Origin of the sequence: Streptomyces sp. NPDC021562, assembly GCF_040640875.1 — a bacterium.
Taxonomy (GTDB): Bacteria; Actinomycetota; Actinomycetes; order Streptomycetales; family Streptomycetaceae; genus Streptomyces.
In genome coordinates this window covers 16,578-32,231 of sequence record NZ_JBFACN010000050.1, presented here as the reverse complement: position 1 = coordinate 32,231, position 15,654 = coordinate 16,578, and the positions used below count along the sequence as shown (strand labels likewise).

General features: G+C 71.1%; 14 protein-coding genes. 2 read left to right on the top strand and 12 right to left on the bottom strand.

What is annotated here, in order from left to right; genetic code table 11:
* Positions 1-73: 73 nt before the first annotated feature.
* Genes AB0G52_RS39910 through fabG form a run of 3 tightly spaced genes read right to left on the bottom strand, consistent with a single transcriptional unit; the run spans position 74 to position 3,546 of the window.
* Positions 74-1,738 (bottom strand): class I adenylate-forming enzyme family protein, encoded by a 1,665-nt coding sequence (locus AB0G52_RS39910; protein ID WP_361344022.1) that lies wholly within the window; start codon positions 1,736-1,738, stop codon positions 74-76.
* Entirely contained in the window at positions 1,731-2,708 is a 978-nt protein-coding gene (locus AB0G52_RS39905; protein ID WP_132892320.1) for an aromatase/cyclase, read from the bottom strand. The genes AB0G52_RS39910 and AB0G52_RS39905 overlap by 8 nt, the downstream gene beginning before the upstream one ends.
* Positions 2,709-2,763: 55 nt before the next feature.
* Positions 2,764-3,546 (bottom strand): 3-oxoacyl-ACP reductase FabG, encoded by a 783-nt coding sequence (gene fabG, locus AB0G52_RS39900; RefSeq protein WP_132892322.1) that lies wholly within the window; start codon positions 3,544-3,546, stop codon positions 2,764-2,766.
* 221 nt (positions 3,547-3,767) lie between these two features.
* Here fabG and AB0G52_RS39895 point away from each other — a divergent pair, with 221 nt between their 5' ends.
* Positions 3,768-4,214, top strand: a complete 447-nt coding sequence (locus AB0G52_RS39895) for a nuclear transport factor 2 family protein (protein WP_132892324.1) — start codon at positions 3,768-3,770, stop codon at positions 4,212-4,214.
* 106 nt (positions 4,215-4,320) lie between these two features.
* Here AB0G52_RS39895 and AB0G52_RS39890 read toward each other — a convergent pair whose 3' ends face one another.
* The 8 genes from AB0G52_RS39890 to AB0G52_RS39855 all read right to left on the bottom strand — a co-directional run bounded on the left by AB0G52_RS39890 (position 4,321) and on the right by AB0G52_RS39855 (position 12,791).
* Positions 4,321-4,581: an acyl carrier protein gene (locus AB0G52_RS39890; protein ID WP_132892325.1), complete on the bottom strand. Its 261-nt coding sequence runs from the start codon at positions 4,579-4,581 to the stop codon at positions 4,321-4,323.
* 92 nt (positions 4,582-4,673) lie between these two features.
* Positions 4,674-5,933 carry a ketosynthase chain-length factor gene (locus AB0G52_RS39885; RefSeq protein WP_132892327.1) on the bottom strand — a complete coding sequence of 420 codons (1,260 nt, stop codon included), beginning with the start codon at positions 5,931-5,933 and terminating at the stop codon, positions 4,674-4,676.
* Positions 5,930-7,234 carry a beta-ketoacyl-[acyl-carrier-protein] synthase family protein gene (locus tag AB0G52_RS39880; protein WP_361344017.1) on the bottom strand — a complete coding sequence of 435 codons (1,305 nt, stop codon included), beginning with the start codon at positions 7,232-7,234 and terminating at the stop codon, positions 5,930-5,932. Before AB0G52_RS39880 ends, AB0G52_RS39885 begins: the two co-directional genes overlap by 4 nt.
* A 114-nt stretch (positions 7,235-7,348) precedes the next feature.
* Complete coding sequence (locus tag AB0G52_RS39875) at positions 7,349-8,188, bottom strand: AfsR/SARP family transcriptional regulator (protein ID WP_361344014.1); 840 nt, start codon at positions 8,186-8,188, stop codon at positions 7,349-7,351.
* Positions 8,185-8,961, bottom strand: a complete 777-nt coding sequence (locus tag AB0G52_RS39870; RefSeq protein ID WP_361344012.1) for a thioesterase domain-containing protein — start codon at positions 8,959-8,961, stop codon at positions 8,185-8,187. Before AB0G52_RS39870 ends, AB0G52_RS39875 begins: the two co-directional genes overlap by 4 nt.
* A gap of 139 nt (positions 8,962-9,100) precedes the next feature.
* Positions 9,101-9,886: an AfsR/SARP family transcriptional regulator gene (locus AB0G52_RS39865; RefSeq protein ID WP_132892335.1), complete on the bottom strand. Its 786-nt coding sequence runs from the start codon at positions 9,884-9,886 to the stop codon at positions 9,101-9,103.
* Positions 9,887-10,036: 150 nt separating this feature from the next.
* Positions 10,037-11,776, bottom strand: a complete 1,740-nt coding sequence (locus AB0G52_RS39860) for a fatty acyl-AMP ligase (protein WP_361344008.1) — start codon at positions 11,774-11,776, stop codon at positions 10,037-10,039.
* Between the two features lie 127 nt (positions 11,777-11,903).
* A complete protein-coding gene (locus AB0G52_RS39855) occupies positions 11,904-12,791 on the bottom strand; it encodes an NAD(P)-dependent oxidoreductase (RefSeq protein ID WP_165939516.1) in 888 nt (295 codons plus the stop codon).
* Between the two features lie 285 nt (positions 12,792-13,076).
* On the opposite strand from AB0G52_RS39855, the gene AB0G52_RS39850 reads away from it, so the two are divergent.
* Positions 13,077-14,180: a right-handed parallel beta-helix repeat-containing protein gene (locus AB0G52_RS39850; RefSeq protein ID WP_132892338.1), complete on the top strand. Its 1,104-nt coding sequence runs from the start codon at positions 13,077-13,079 to the stop codon at positions 14,178-14,180.
* A 146-nt stretch (positions 14,181-14,326) separates the two neighbouring features.
* Here the strand turns inward: AB0G52_RS39850 and AB0G52_RS39845 are convergent, their stop codons facing one another.
* Complete coding sequence (locus AB0G52_RS39845; RefSeq protein WP_132892340.1) at positions 14,327-15,637, bottom strand: nucleotide disphospho-sugar-binding domain-containing protein; 1,311 nt, start codon at positions 15,635-15,637, stop codon at positions 14,327-14,329.
* Positions 15,638-15,654: the final 17 nt, after the last annotated feature.

Genomic DNA, 15,654 nt, shown 5'->3' with positions numbered 1-15,654 from the left:
AGGGCTTCCCCCCGGCCGGGGGGAAGCCCTCAGTCACGACGTGGCAGGAGCCGCGGCCGCCAGGGCCGCGGCACTAGGTGGGGACGGTCCCCGCCCCGGGAATCTCGACAGTGCCGCCCGGTGTGTCGAGGTACCGGTCGCGCAGTTCCCGGCGACGCACCTTGCCGTTCGAAGAGCGGGGGATCGACGGCACGGACTCGGCGTAGCGCACCTGCTGGAAGTACGGCAGCCGGGAATTGGCCAGTCGGCACACTTCCGCCACTGCCTCGGGGCCGGCGGCCCCCTCCGTGCCCACACCGGGACGGAGCACCAGCAGCGCATGGGCCACCGCGCCCGCGTCGCCTTCGGGATGGTCGAAGACGGCGCAGTCGGCGACCAGCGGATGTCGCCGCAGGACGCGCTCCGTCTCCGACGGGGAGACCAGCCAGTTGTGGTACTTGAACACGTCCTTCAGCCGGTCGACCAGGAAGAGGCGTCCGTCCGTCTCGATCCGGCCCACGTCCCCTGTGGAGAACCAGCCGTCAGGTGCCTTCCCGCTGCCGTCAGGGGCGCCGAGATAGCCGCGCATCACCTGCGGACCCCGCACCTGGACCTCACCCACCTCACCGGCTCGCAGCACCCGGCGGCTCGCCACGTCCACCACCCGGCACTCGGTGCCCGCCACCGGGCGGCCCACCGAGCCCGGTACCGGGCCGTACGGATCGTCGGAGTGGGTGAGCGGGGAGGTCTCGGCGAGCCCGTATCCCTGGAAGACGCTGACACCGAAGTGCTCCGACAGCCGGGTCGCGAAGTCGGGCGCCAGAGCGGAACCGCCCGAGGCGATGTGCGCGACCGTGTCGAGCCGCAGCCCGGGCAGCCGTTCGTCGCGGGTCAGCAGGGCCAGCCGGAAGGGCAGGCTGTACAGGTGCGTGGCCCGGTACCGGTTGGCGGCGAGCACGGCGGCCGTGGGATCGGCCGCCGTGCACAGTACCTGTGTCGCCAGCGAGTGGATGGCCGAGTTCAGGTGCATGGGGTGATACGTGGGCAGGTGGTTGACCGTCACGGAGGTGTCGTCCAGCGTGTGCGCCGAAGCGATCTGGCGGGCGTTCACCACAAGGTTGCGGTGGGTCAGCCGCACACCCTTCGGGCGCCCCGTCGTCCCGCTCGTGAAGTGCAGGCACGCCACGTCGTCGGGGGCTGGCACCGCCGAACGGGCCGCCGGGGCCACCGGCGCCGCGGCGATCAGCTCCGACAGGTGCTCCGGACCCGGTCCCGCCGCTTCGGCCGCCTGCCCGGCCGGCCCCAGCAGGAAGACGTGCTCCAGCTCGGGAAGACGGTCCCGTACGGCTGCCATGCGCGGGTACAGGCCGCTGTCGACGAAGGCCGCACGCGCCCCGGACAGGCGCAGCACATGGACCAGATCGTCCTCGCGCAGCAGCGGGTTGACCACCGCGACCACATGTCCGCCGCGCGCCACCGCGAAGTAGGCGACGGCGAAGTCCGGATCGAGGACGGCCGCGACCGCCACCACCTGGCCCCGCCCCGTGAGCCGCGCCCCCAAGGCCTCGGCGAGCGCGCTCGCCGAGGAGTCCAGCTCGGCGAACGTCATGACCCGCTCGTCGGTGACGACGGCACGGTGCCCCGGGCGGGCTGCGGCAGCTCCCGACAGCAGCCCGTCCAGGGTGCGTGGCAGACCGGTTTCGTCCAGGGGGACGAAACCGGAGGGGGCGTCCGGCCGGTGAGGTGTCGGCTCAGCCACGACGGGCCTCGGCGTAGGCCTTCGCATGACTCAGGGTGGCCGTGCTGTTGGCGCTCAGCGCTTTCTGTACGAACGCCCGCGCGTCCGCGACCGTCGCGTTCTCGCCGAGCGCCGCGGGCACGGTGTCGGGCCGGATCGTCACACTGTGCCGCGAGGTCACCAGGACCGCGTCACCCGACGGAGCCAGGGACCACTCCCCGGTGTGCGCCGTCATGAGTGCCGGGACCTCCGTCTGCTTGTACAGAATCCGCTCGCGGCCCAGGGCCACTCTGACGGAACGCGTGGTGTGCACCGAGCCGTCCGCGGTACGTGTGTCCATGGTCATGACCTGGATGCCGGGCACGTCCTCCGTCAGCTCCAGCCGGTCGACATGGGGCAGCCGGGTCGGCCACTCCCGCGCCTGGTAGAGGAACTCGAAGACGTCGTCGGACGCGCCGTCGACCAGCACCGAGTCCTCGAACGTCAATTCCAGCTCGCTGAGTTCGGAATACCGCTCGGCCAGCGCCCGGACCGCGTCCAGTTCGGCGCCGCTGTTGCGGTCGGTGGCCCGGGTGATCCACTCGACGCCGGCCGGGTCGTCGTCCACGGCCCGGAAGTCGTGGGTCAGCTCCAGGTGTGACGCGCCGTCGCCCGCCGGCGTGATGATCCACTCGCCTCGCATGGCCGCGACGGGTGGTGCGGAGACCTCCTGACGGAAAACCACCCGCCGGGCGGACGGGTCCAGTTCACGACGCGAGATCCAGGTGCGGACCTCGCCGTTGGCGGTGGCCCAGATCTGGATCCGCTCCGTGGCCGCGGTCCGCTCCAGGTGCTCGACGTGGATGTTGGGCGTGAACCGCAGCGGCCATTGCGCGACATCGGAGACGATCGCGTAGACGGTGTCGGGCGGAGCTTGGACGACGATGCTGTGCGAGGTGTGGTGGACGGCAGCCTCGGTCGAGTCCGTGGGCCGTTGGTCGGTCTGTGCCATCTGTGTCCTCCGGAAGATCGTGCCGGTTGCCGGAACGCGAGGGTGAGGGAGCGGATCAGTAGTTGCCCAGGCCGCCGCAGACATTGATGGCCTGGGCCGTGATCGAGGCGGCGCTGTCCGAGACCAGGTAGCCGACCATGCCCGCCACCTCTTCGGGGGTGGAGTAGCGGCCGAGCGGGATCTTGTTCTGGAACCGTTCGAGGATCTCGTCCGCGGTGGTGGAGTAGGCGGCCGCGTAACCCTCGCGCACCCGTTGGGCCATGGGCGTCTCGACGTAGCCGGGGCAGACCGCGTTCACGGTGACGCCCGTTTTCGCGAGTTCCAGGCCGAGGGCCTTGGTGAAGCCCACGACGGCATGTTTGGAGGCCGAGTACGGGGCGCCGAGCACCACGCCCTGCTTGCCTCCGGTGGAGGCTATGTTGATGATCCGTCCCCAGCCGCGCCGGGCCAGGTCGCCTTGGCGGAGCGTTTCTCGGGTCATGAGGAAGACACTGTGCAGGTTCGTGTCGATCACGTCGTACCAGAGCTCGTCGCTCAGTTCGGCGGTGACACCTCCGCCACTGCGCCCGGCGTTGTTGACCAGCACGTCCACCGGCCCGAAGCGGGCGACGGCCGACGACACCAGGGCGCGCACCTCGTCCGGACTGCGCACGTCGGCGGCGCTGCCGTCCACCTCCAGCCCCTCGTCGGTCAAGGCCTTGACGGTGCGCGCGACGTCGTCGGCCGTCCGCGCACACAGGAACACCCGATGGCCCGCATCGCCGAGTTGCCGGGCCACGGCCAGTCCGATCCCACTGGTGCCACCGGTCACCAGAGCCACTTTCCGCTGCTCGCTCACGCTGTCTCCGTTCGGTCGGTCCCAGGGCGCCTGGTCGCCCCGGGCGGGGCCGGGCGCCGTCGGCGAGGGTCACCGAAGTGCCTCGCAGACGCCTGGAGGGGGAATCGGATCGCCGCCGTTCCGGCCCTACCGTTCCTGGACCCCGTCGCGAGCCGGATCGCCGAGCGTGGCGGCCGGACCGTGCCGTCCGGCCGGCCTGGAGGAGAGCGAAGGGATCACCCATGACAGTGACGGAACAGTCCCGGTACGGAGTCGGCGCCGACGTCTACCACGAGATCCAGCACTTCTACGCACGGCAGATGCAGTTGCTCGACGACGGCCGGGTGGTCGAATGGGCAGACACCTTCGCTCCCGAGGGTGTGTTCGCCGCCAACGCGCACCCCGAGCCCACCAGGGGCCGGCCCGCCATCGCGGCGGCGGCACGCGCGGCACACGACCAGCTCGCCGCCGCCGGTGTCCGGCGCCGTCACTGGCTCGGCATGGTGGCCGTGGACGGCCAGGACGGCAGCAAGCTGCATGTCCGCTGCTACGCCCTGATCTTCGAGATCCCGCGTGGCGGACAGGCGTCGCTGCGCCTGAGCACCCTGTGCGAGGACGAACTCGAACAAGCGCCGCAGGGCGGCTGGTTCGTCTGCCACCGCACGGTGACCCGGGACGACCTCGTCTGACGATCCGGCACCCGGCCCCGGGCCGGCGGCCGGTCGGACCAGGCCGAAGGCCCACCCTCCTCGCGGATGGTGGGCCTTCGGCGTGTCTGGCGACGTTCTCGGGGCGTCAGGCGGCGGCCGGTCCCGCCATGCTGTTCACGAGCTCCAGCAGGGCGCGGGGCGTCTGTGCCTCCGAGACCGTCTCGTCTGCGAGCTGGATGTCTCGTTCACGTTCGATGAGGCCGATCAGCTGGAGCACGGCGACCGAATCGTAACCGAGGTCGGAGAAGGCGACATCGAGGACGTCGCCGTCCAGGAGCCCCGGCTGTTCCTCACCGGCGCTCTCGCGCAGGAGGCGGGTGAGATCGGAGCGGGAGAACGGGGACATGGGCTTCCTTTCTTCATCTGACAGACGCACAGGGACAGATACACAAGGACAGATGGACCAGGTGTGCAGGGCGCCGACCGGTGGCTTCCCGGTCACTGCGGTGCGCGGACGACCGTGGCGGCGTTGAACCCGCCGTGTCCGCGAGCGAGGACGAGCGCGGCACCGACCCGTACGTGACGCGGGGTGTCGCACACGAGGTCGAGTCGTGGGTCGTGGGCTCCGGCGCCCACGTGGACGGTCGGGGGGATCACGCCGTACCGCAGGGACATCAGGGCGGCGGCGAGGTCCAGCGCGGCCCCGCCTGCCTGCAGCCGACCCGTCATCGTCTTCGGAGCGGTCACCGCCACCGCGCCCGCGCCGAACAGCTCGGTGAGGACGTCGGCCTCCGAACGGTCGGCGTCGGGCGTCCCTGCAGCGTCGGCGAACACCACGTCCACTTCCGGCGGCGTCAGCTCCGCCTGCCGCAGGGCCGTCCGGGCCGCTCGCAGCAGCCCGGACGCACCGCCGCCCGGATCGAAGGTGGCCGCGCATCCCGCCACTTCGCCGTAGACGGGGGCGTTGCGGGCCCGGGCCGAGGCCGCGTCCTCCAGGACGAGGATGGCCCCGCCCTCACCGACGACCTCACCACGGGCCTCGGGATGGAACGGCCGGTACGCCAGCCGTGGGTCCGGCTCGGTGCTCATCCGGCCGCCCGCCAGATGCGCGGCCCACCCCCAGGGGCAGAGGGATCCGTCCACGCCGCCGGTGACGACCGCCCGGACACCCTTGCGCACATGCCGACGGGCCTGCGCGACGGCGTCGAGGCCACCAGCCTGATCAGAGACGACCACACCGCTGGGCCCCCGCAGGCCGTGGCGGATCGAGATCTGTCCTGTGTTCACCGCGTAGAACCACGCGAAGGACTGGTACGCGCTGACATGCGAGCCGCCCTTGCTCCACAGGGCCTGCAACTCCCGCTGCCCGAACTCGAACCCGCCCGCCGAGGCCGCCGTCACCACACCGACCGCGTAATCGGGCAGCCTCTCCGTGACCAGGCCGGACTCCTCGGCCGCTTCCGCGGCGGCGGCCAGGGCCAGTCTCGTCATGTGGTCGGTCTGAGGCAGAAGTCGGCTCGGGATGTGCTCCCGCGCCTCGAATCCAGGGACCTCGCCTGCCAGCCGGACGGGATACCGGGACGGGTCGAAGCGGGTGATGCGCGCGATACCGCTGATGCCCCGCAGCGTGGCCGCCCACCAGGTGTCACGTCCGAACCCGTTCGGCGCGGCCACGCCGATCCCGGTGACCACGGCGGTCCCCGCATGGTGCCCGGCACCGACCGGGCGGTGCTCGGCGGCAGTGCCCGGGCCCGTCATCGGGCTCCGCCCTTCTCGCGGAGCGCCGGCCGGGTGAGCACCATCGCGCTCTGGAACCCGCCGAAGCCGCTGCCGACACTGAGCACGGTGTCGTACCGCCCCTCCCGTGCCGTCACCGGTGTGTAGTCCAAGTCGCACTCGGGGTCCGCCTCGTGCAGGTTGGCGGTGGGCGGTATGACGCCGGTGGCGATGGCCAGCACACTGGCGGCGACCTCCAGGGAGCCGATGGCACCGAGCGAGTGACCGATCATCGACTTGATCGAGCTGATCGGCGTCCGACGGGCGTGGTCGCCGAGCGCGAGCTTGAAGGCTGCCGTCTCGTGCCGGTCGTTCTGCTTGGTGCCCGAGCCGTGTGCGTTGACGTAGTCCACCGCGTCCGCAGGCAGCCGCGCCTCGTCCAGAGCCACCCGGATGGTCTCGGCCATCTCCCTGCCGTCGGGGCGCAGCCCCGTCATGTGGTAGGCGTTGCACCGGGAGGCGTAGCCGGAGATCTCCGCGTACACGGTGGCGCCGCGGCGCACCGCGTGTCGCAGGTCCTCTAGGACCATGACTGCCGCACCCTCGCCCAGGACGAAGCCGTTGCGGGTGCGGTCGAACGGTCGTGACGCGTGCTCGGGGTCGTCGTTACGGGGAGTGGTGGCCTTGATCGCGTCGAAACAGGCCAGGGTGATGGGGGAGATGGGAGCCTCCGCCGCACCCGCGATCATCACGTCCGCCGCGCCCTCCCGGATCAGCTCGACCGCGTGGCCGATCGAGTCGAGCCCCGAGGTGCAGCCCGTGGAAATCACTGCGGCCGGGCCCCCGGCCCCGAAGTCCTTCGCGACTTCGGCCGCCAAGGAGCTGGGCACCAGATACTCGTACAGGTGCGGCACCGCGTAGGCGGGGTCGACCAGCCAGTCCCGTCCGCCGTTGCTGACCACCCCGTACTCCGCGTCCAGGCTCATGGTGCAGCCGACGGCGCTGCCGATGGAGACCCCGGTGCGGGTGGGCTTCAGGGCGTCGGCGAGCCCGCTGTCAGCGACCGCCTCACGGGCGCTGAGGAGTGCGAACTGCGCGGCCCGGTCCAGACGCCGGACCTCCTGCGGGGTCAGTCCGTGCGCGGCCGGGTCGAAGTCCACCTCGGCCGCCACCCGGGAACGGAAGGCCGAGGCGTCGAACAGGGACACCGTGCGAGTCGCGGTGCGCCCCTCGGTGATCAGCGACCAGAAGTTCTTGGTTCCCACCCCACCGGGAGCGACCACGCCGATGCCGGTGACGACAACCCGCCGTGTCGTCGTCGCCCCGACTGCTGTCAGTGCCATGGACCTTCTCTCTCTGTCGGGTCGTGGGCCGTCCGGTCTCCGGTACGGCGTCGTGCAGCCCGAAGGTGACAACCGGATCTCGACGGGAGCTCGAGTACCGGCTGACCGGGCCGGTCAGCTCGCCAGCCGCAGGGCCGACTCGGGCAGGGGCTGTTCGGGCAGGTCGAGTCCGGCGTCGCCGTTGAGGATCGCCTGCTGCAGGCGGTGCAAGGCCGGAGACGGGTCCATAGCGAGTTCCTCGCGAATACGGCTGCGCAGCCGCTGGAAGGTCTGCAGGGCGTCGCTGCGGCGGCCGGCCCGGCACAGGGCCAGCATGTACTGGGCCTGGAACCCCTCGTGGAACGGGTACTGGGCGCACAGACTGGCCAGATCGCTCAGCAGCTCATGGTGCCTACCGAGCCGCAGATCGGCCTCGACCCGTCGGCTCAGCACGCTGAGCCGCTGCTCCTCCAGGTGGCGTATCGCCATGCTCAGCAGCGGTCCCGCCTGGACGTCCACCAATGCCTCGTCCCGCCACAGGGCAAGGGCTCGCCGGAAACAGCTGCTCGCGGTGCGGTAGTCGGCCGCCGCCATCGCCCGGTGGCCGGCTGCCCCGAACTCCTCGAAGTCGTTGATGTCGATCCGACCGCCGTGCGTGCTCAGGAGATAACCGCTGCCCCAGGTGGCCAGCACCTCTCTGGACTGCGGACGCGAGGCCGCTCCCCGGGCCGGGCGGCCCTGTTCCGCCGCGTCGATGAGGTTCCGCAGCCGCAGTATGTACGTCTGCAGGGTCGTCAGCGCGCTGCGTGGCGGCCGCTGTTCCCAGAGTTCCTCCAGGAAGGCCGAGACGGACACCGACTGGTCCGGGCGCAGCGCGAGCAGAGCGAGCACTTTGCGGGGTTTGGCGGCGGTGGGCACGATCGAACGGCCGCTGTGGGTCACCGTCAGCGACCCGAGCACACTGATGTCAGTCATGGTGCCTCCCTGTGGTCCGTGGATGGTTCCTGGAACGCGTGCGAGGAGCCGGTGGGCAGCCGCGCCAGACGGCTCCTGAGCAGTACGGGGAAATCCGGGTCGGAGTGGAAGAAGTGATCCCCGGGCACGTTGTGGGAGCCGAACGGGCCGGTGGTGCAGTGGGACCAGCCGCGCATGACGGTGTGGTCGGCGACAGGGTCCCGATCGCCCGCGAACGCGTACAACGGCACGGTGAGCGGTTCGCGACTCATCGCACGAAGGTTCTGGGCCAACCGCAGGTCGTCGCGGATCAGGTCCAGGGCGTTGCGCAGAATTCCGGCGCGGCCGAGCACCTCGGCCGGCATGCCGCCCAGCCGGCCGAGTGCGGCCAGCAGTCGCTGGTCGTCCGCGTCGGCCGTCAGCGGCAGCGGTTCGACGTCCGGGGGCGGGCAGGCTCCGACCAGTACGGCCAGCGGGGGGTGCCCGAGCCGGCTCCGGTGCTGGGCGAACGCGTAGGCGACCAGGGCGCCCAGGCTGTGGCCGTAGAGCAGGTAGGGGGTGTGCGGTGAAGGACCGAGACGGTCGAGTTCGTCGAGCAGCTCATCGGACCGGGTGATGCGGGGTTCGTGCAACCGGTTCTCCCGGCCGGGCAGCCGGATGGCGCACGGCTCCCAGCGGGGCCCAAGGGCGTCGGCCCACGAGGCGAAGGCGGAAGCCCCGCCGCCTGCGTGGTGGAAGCACAGCAGGCGGACCGGCGGAACGCGAAGGGGTGGGGCGAGGAGAGTGGACATCATGACGGGCCCCCGACCGAGTGTCCGTAGATCGGCCCGGTCCGCCGGTTCGGCCGGGCAAGGTGGTCACACGGTCACGGTGCGGGCTCGACGGGGACTCGACGTCGGCTGGAGCCCGTCGGTCCGCCGTCGGCCCCTGCCATCAGCCGATGAGCACGGCCTCCTCCAGCCTCCCGCCGTGGGCGAGGGCGGCAGTGTCGGGGAAGAGCATCGCCTGATGCAACTGCTGGATGTGCCGGGTCGGCTCCAGGCCCAGCTCTTCGATAAGCGTACGGCGCAGTCGGTGAAAGGCGCCCACGGCGTCTGCGGTGCGGCCCGCGCGGTGCAGTGCCAGCATGAGCTGCCCGTGCAGCCGCTCGTGCAGCGGATAGGTTCCGGCCAGCGCGGTCAGCTCACCGAGCAGGGCGAGATGGCCGCCCAGCCGCAGCTCGGCGGAGATTCGCAGCTCGCGGGCGCTGAGGCGGTCCGCTTCGAGACGGGCGGACTCGATCTCAAGGGTCCGGCCGTGCCGGGCGTCGGCCACGACGGGACCGCGCCACAGGCCGAGTGCCTCACCGAGCAGCTGGGATGCCTCGGCGCAGTCACCTGCCCGGAATGCCCGCTGACCTCGGGTGAAGAGATCGTCGAACCGGCCGACGTCCGTGTTGTGCTGATCAACGGTCAGGAAGTATCCGCCTCTGGAGGTCGCGAGCACGTCCTTGGCCCGGGGCCCGTCGGGCGGCAGCACCTGGGACAGCCCGCGTCGCAGCTGCAGCACATAGGTCTGGAGCGTCGTCAGCACACTTCGCGGTGGGGCGGCACCCCAGAGCTCCTCGATCAGGACATCTGTCTGCACGACGTGCCGCGGGCGCAGGGACAGCAGAGCCAGGACCTGGCGGGGCTTGCTGGCGCTGGGCACCATGGATCGTCCGTCGACGGTGGCCGACATCGGCCCGAGCAAACCGATTTCCACATTCACGATAGGCGTCTCCCTCGGCGACTCGTGCTGGCGAAGTCAAGCGAACGCGCACAGTTTCGCAGCGAGGGGACGCACCGGACAGTGAGATATTCACAAGTTCAAATTACGGTGTCCCGCAGCTCAGAGGCAGGACACCCGCAACAGCTCCCGCACCCCGGCTGCCAGTTCCGTGTGCAGCGGGTCGAGCGACCCGCTGAGGAACAGCTGGCGCATCCGGGAGCGCCGGACCTTGCCGCTGGTGGTCCGGCGGATGGTGCCCGGACGCACCAGCACGATGCTGGGAGGGGACACCGAGAACTCGCTGGCGAGCCGTCCCCGGAGGGTCTCGCCGAGCTGTCCGAGGTTCGGATCGGCCGTGTGTCCCGGAGCCACTTCCTGGATCACGACGATATGTTCGTGGTCCGAGTCCACGCTGAACACGGTGGCCGCACCGCACAGCGGGCTCGCGTTCTGCACCGCCTGCTCCAGGTCGTGCGGGTGCAGGTGTCGCCCTTCCGCGATCAGTACGTCCTTCAGCCGTCCCGTGACGAACAGTTCGCCCTCGTCCAGCACCCCGAGGTCCCCGGTACGCAGGAAGCCGTTCTCACCGCCGTCGGTACGGGCCCCGAACGCGTCCCGGGTGTCCAGCGGCCGCCCCCAGTAGCCGGCCGCCACACTCGTCCCGCGGACCCAGATCTCCCCCGTCTCCCCGTCCGGCAGCACGGCTAGGCTCTCCGGCTGCACGATCCGCACCTCGGCGCCGACCGGGCGTCCGCAACTGACCAGGGTGCGCCTGCGGCCACCGGGAGCCGCCGGCCGCAGCCGTCCTTCCTCCAGTGCCTCGGAGTCCACCGTGCGTTCGGTCGCAGGTGCCGGTCCAACGGCGGTGACCAGCAGGGTTGCTTCCGCAAGACCGTAGGCGGGGCGCAGTGTGCCGGGGCGCAGGCCCGCCGGCGCGAACCGCTCGGTGAAGGCGCGCAGAGTCCGTGCCCGTACCGGTTCGGCGCCGACCACAGCGGTCTCCAGACGCGACAGGTCCAACTCGGGCACGCTCTCCGGCGGCACTCTGCGCACACACAGGTCGTAGGCGAAGCCCGGCGCCGCGGTCGCGGTAACCCCATGGTCACCGATCATGCGCAGCCAGCCGACCGGTTCGTTCGCGAAGACCCACGGCGCCATCATCACGCCCCGTGCGCCGAGCCACAGTGGGTGCAGCAGCTGTCCGACCAGTCCCATGTCGTGGTGCAGCGGGAGCCAGCCGCCGATCACGCTCCCGCCGTGCGTGCCGAATGCGCGGCTGATCGCCTCCTGGTTGGCCAGCAGACTCCGGTGGGAGACCATCACGCCCTTCGGCTCCCCGGAACTGCCCGACGTGTACTGGATCAGCGCGGCCTCGGCGCCGTCGCCGCGGGGGCTCCGCCAGTCGTCGGGGTTCCCCGCCACCCCGTTGTCCACCGCCAGGCACGGGGTGTGCTCCTGGCCCGTCCAAGCCAGCTGTCGCGACAGCTCCGAGCCGGCGGCCCGGTCGGACAGGACGGCGCCGACCCGAGCGTCCTTGAGGATGCGCTGCAACCGCTCCACGTGGTGCCGGCCGCCCCCGGGCGACACCGGGATCGCCGTCGCTCCGGCGTACCAGCAGGCGAGCAGGCTCTCGGCGACATGCCTGGCGCGGCCCTGCGCCACCAGGATCCGGGACGGGCGGTGCGGCAGGGCCTGCAGCGCGGCCGCCAGGGAGCGGGCGGCACGGTCGAGTGCCCCGTAGGTCACCCGCTCGGGATCCGGTGTGTCGCCGTCCACCGGGAGGTTGAGGAAAGCCTCACGGTCGCCGAGGGACTGGGCCCGCTCCCTCATGAGTTCCGCGAAGCTCCGGTAGTCGGCCACAGCAGACCCCTTCCGATCGGGTTCGGGAAACCACCGGAGTCTCGCCCTCGGCGCTCGCGTGCCTCTTGAACACCACTGGTGCACGGGGTCACCGACAGCTCGGCCACTTCCGGAGAACGCGCGGAGCCTACGCGGCGCGGGGCTGGATCCGGGCCGGCCAGTACTCCCGCAGGTACTCGGCGAGAGCCTCCTCCCACGGGCGCTGGTGCGCGGCGGCCCGGCCGGGGAGCACCCCCGTCAGCGGGGTGCGGGCGGGGCGGCTCGCCGCCACATGGGCCTGTTCCCGCTGTGGTGTCACGGTCACGTCCCGCCCCGCGAGCCGGACCGCCGTCGCCGCGACGTCGTACCAGGAGGCGGCTCCTCGGTTGACGGCGTGATGGATGCCCCCCACGGTGCCGTCCCGCAGCAGGTCGAAGGTCATGCGGGCCAGGTCCACGGTGTAGGTGGGGGACATGACAACCGAGTCGACCACCTGCAGAGGCTCACCGGCGTCGGCCTTTCGCAGGATGCGGTCCACGAAGCACGGGCGGAGGCCGACCGCGGGCGGCGGTGGTCCGAACAGGCCAGCCGTGCGCAGCACGAGGTGACGGGACGCGCCCAGACAGTTCTCCAGTTCACCCGCCCGCTTGGTGATGCCGTAGGTGAGCGTGGGACGGGTGGGGTCGCCGGGCGCGTAGGCGTCCGCGCTCATGCCGTCGAAGACGAAGTCCGTGCTGATGTACACCGAGAGCGCGCCCAACCGGTCGCAGGCACGGCTCACCCAACGGGCGCCGAGCGCCTGGACCTCGTAGGCGATGCGCGGATGCGTCTCGCACAGGTCGGCCGGGAGCAGCGCCGCGGCGTTCACCACGGCGTCCGGCCCGGTGGCGCCGAGGTACTTCTGCACCGACAGCGGTTGGGTCACGTCGAGTTCATGTCGGCTGGGGAAGTAGACGTCGATGTCCGCGAATTCGCCGGCCACCCGGCGGAAGGCCGTACCGAGCAGTCCCCCGGCGCCGATCACCACGAGTCGCACAGGATCATCCCATCTGGTCGTCAGGCCGGGCCTCGGTCGCCCGGAGCGGTACCGAGCCAAACGCCCCTCGCTCGCGCCCGGTTGGAAGCCCGTTAGAGCCCGGCGGCCGTCGACTCCGCTGTGCGGCGGGCGAGTGGGGGTACGCCTTTGTACCGATGTTGTCGGGCGCCGGGCGCCGTATCGTCGGTGGCCGACCGCCGACCATGGTGGCTGGATCCGGCTGGCGCCCCTCCCGTTCTGGAGGCGAGAGCGCTGCGTCGACGTCGTCTTCTCCGAGGAGCACCCATGAAAAAGACGTTCCTGTCCGTGGCCAGCACCCTGGCCGTCGCCGCGGGGGCGATGGCCGGCGCGGTCCCGGCGCACGCGGCAACCCTGTGGACCGTCGGTCCGGGCCAGAGCATCCAGGCGGCCGTGGACACCGCCCAGCCCGGCGACACGATCCAACTCTCCGCCGGCACCTACCGGGAGAGCGTCGAGGTGGAGAAGAACGACATCACCATCAAGGGCGCCGGCTCCGGCACCGGCGGCACGGTCCTCGAGCCGCCGGCCACCTTCCCCGCGAATCACTGTGGTGACCACCAGGCGGGCATCTGCTTCCGCGGCACGGTGGACGGCACTGACGGACCCACCTCGCACGCCACTGGCTTCGTCAGCGGCGGCCGGGTGACCGGGGTGCGTATCGACGGCTTCAAGGTCGGTATCTCCCTCTCGGCGACCGACGGCACCAGCGCAGACGGCAACACCATCGTCAACAGCACGTCGTACGGTGTGACCGACACGGTGTCGAAGAACAGCACGATCAGCTCGAACGCCATCAGCGACGTGGGCCGGGCCGCCATCTACATCGGCAACTACAACATCCCCGCGTCGCACACCGTCGTGACCCACAACGCGGTGGCCCGCTCCGCCTACGGGATTTCGTCGTACGACAGCTCCGGCGTCAACGTGAACCACAATGCGGTGACCGGCAGCTGCTCGGGCTTCTTCTCGTTCTCCGACAGCCTGCGTGTCCCCGGCGGTGAACTCCTCGACGTCGCGAACAACGCGTTCTCCGCCAACAACGCCAACTGCCCGGGACAGTACGGCTTCCCCGAGGCCGTGCAGGGAGCCGGGGTCATCCTTGTCGGTACCACCCAGGCCACCGTCGAGCACAACGCTGTCTCCGACAACATCGGCCCCGACCGGCTCTCCGGCGGCGTCGTGGTAGTCAGCAGCCAGGTCTACGACCCGGCCGATCCGACCGTGCAGGGAAACCTGGCCATCACCGCCAACGCGCTGCACGGCAACGGGCCGGAGGACATCGTCTGGGACGGCGTCGGCAGCGGGATCAGCTTCGCACGGAACAGTTGCGGAACCTCGTCACCCGCCGGGCTGTGCGCCTCCTCCTGACTCCTCTCTCCTGACCCCGACCCGGGCGCAGGCAGGCCCCTGGAGAACCAGGGGCCTGCCTGCGCCCGGCCGTACTCGCGCCCGGGCGACACGCCCTACTCCGAGCGTGCCGGGCAGGCGAGGGCCGAACCGGCGGCCGGCCGCCGTCAGATCCCGCCGGTGAGCGTCCGTCCCGCAGCGGCCGCCGCAAGAATCGCCGCCGTCGCACGTCCGGTACCCGACATCGCCGCGAGCGCCTCCTGCAGGGCCCGGGCCCGCGCCCGGTAGGAGGGGTCGTCCAGGACGGTCCCCACCGCACGGCGCAGCATCGCGACCGAAGGAGTGTCGGTCCGGAGCGAGACGCCCGCTCCGGACCACGCCACCCGGGCGTTGGTCTCCATCCGGTCCTCGCTCGTCCCGGACACGACCAGCGGAACCCCGTGCGACAGAGCGTGCTGCACGCCACCGTAGCCGCCGTTGGTGACGAGAACGTCGGCCAACGGCAGCATCGCGCCGTACGGCACGAATGGCGCGAGGTACACATGGCCGGGGCGCCGCGCGGCCGGCAGCACCGTGTCGGGATCATGGCCGCTGGTCGTGGCCACCACCAGGACGTCCTCATCGGCCAGGGCCTCGATGGTGGGCAGAACCAGCCGGGAAAGCCCGGTCGCTATCGTCCCCTGGGTGACGAAGACCACCGGCCGACCGGCCGCACGGGCGCTCAGGACCTCCGGCCACCAAGAAGGGCGGGGGGCAGTGATGTCGTCCTCCTCCGGCTGCGTCGGACCGATGAACTCCACCGAGGCGGGCAGATCGCCGCGGGGGTACTCGAACTCGGGCACCCCGGTCTGGAGATAGCGGTCGCAGGTCCGTACGACCCAGTCGACGCTGTACCCACCCAGAGCCGGCAGCCCCATGTCCGCCCTGATGCGGGCCAGCACCCGTTGGCGCTCCCGGTAGGCGATCCCGTACAGCAGCCAGTTCATGAACCGGTTCCGCAGCCGCCCGGGCACGGACGACGACGGCTGCCAGCCAAGCCCGAACGGGGCTGTGTCCCTGCTCGACAGGTTCAGCGGCCCCGCGGAGAACGCCACCCGGGGAACACCCCGCTGTTCCGCCACCAGAAGTCCGGCGCGGAAACTGTGGTCCGAGACGACCACCTGGGGCCGAAAGGCGTCGAAGATGCCGCCGAGTTCTCTCGCATACGCTGGAATGGGCTTCAGGAACAACTCCAGCACCAGCCTGTTGAGCCCCCTGAATCCGCGCCCCTTCCCCCCGGTCCGGGCGAGCGTGTCTCCGAATTCCGCCCCCGCCAGGGCCGGAACCAGTCGGGCCCCGGCGCCGATGACCGCCTCCTCGAACTCCGGTCCGGTGTACCAGGCCACCTCGTGGCCGGCGTCCGTCAGGTCCCTGACCAGGGGGACGGTCGGCCGCACATGGGCGGCCATCGCGGCGGTCGTGAACAGTACACGTGTCATGGTTGTCCAGCCCTTCA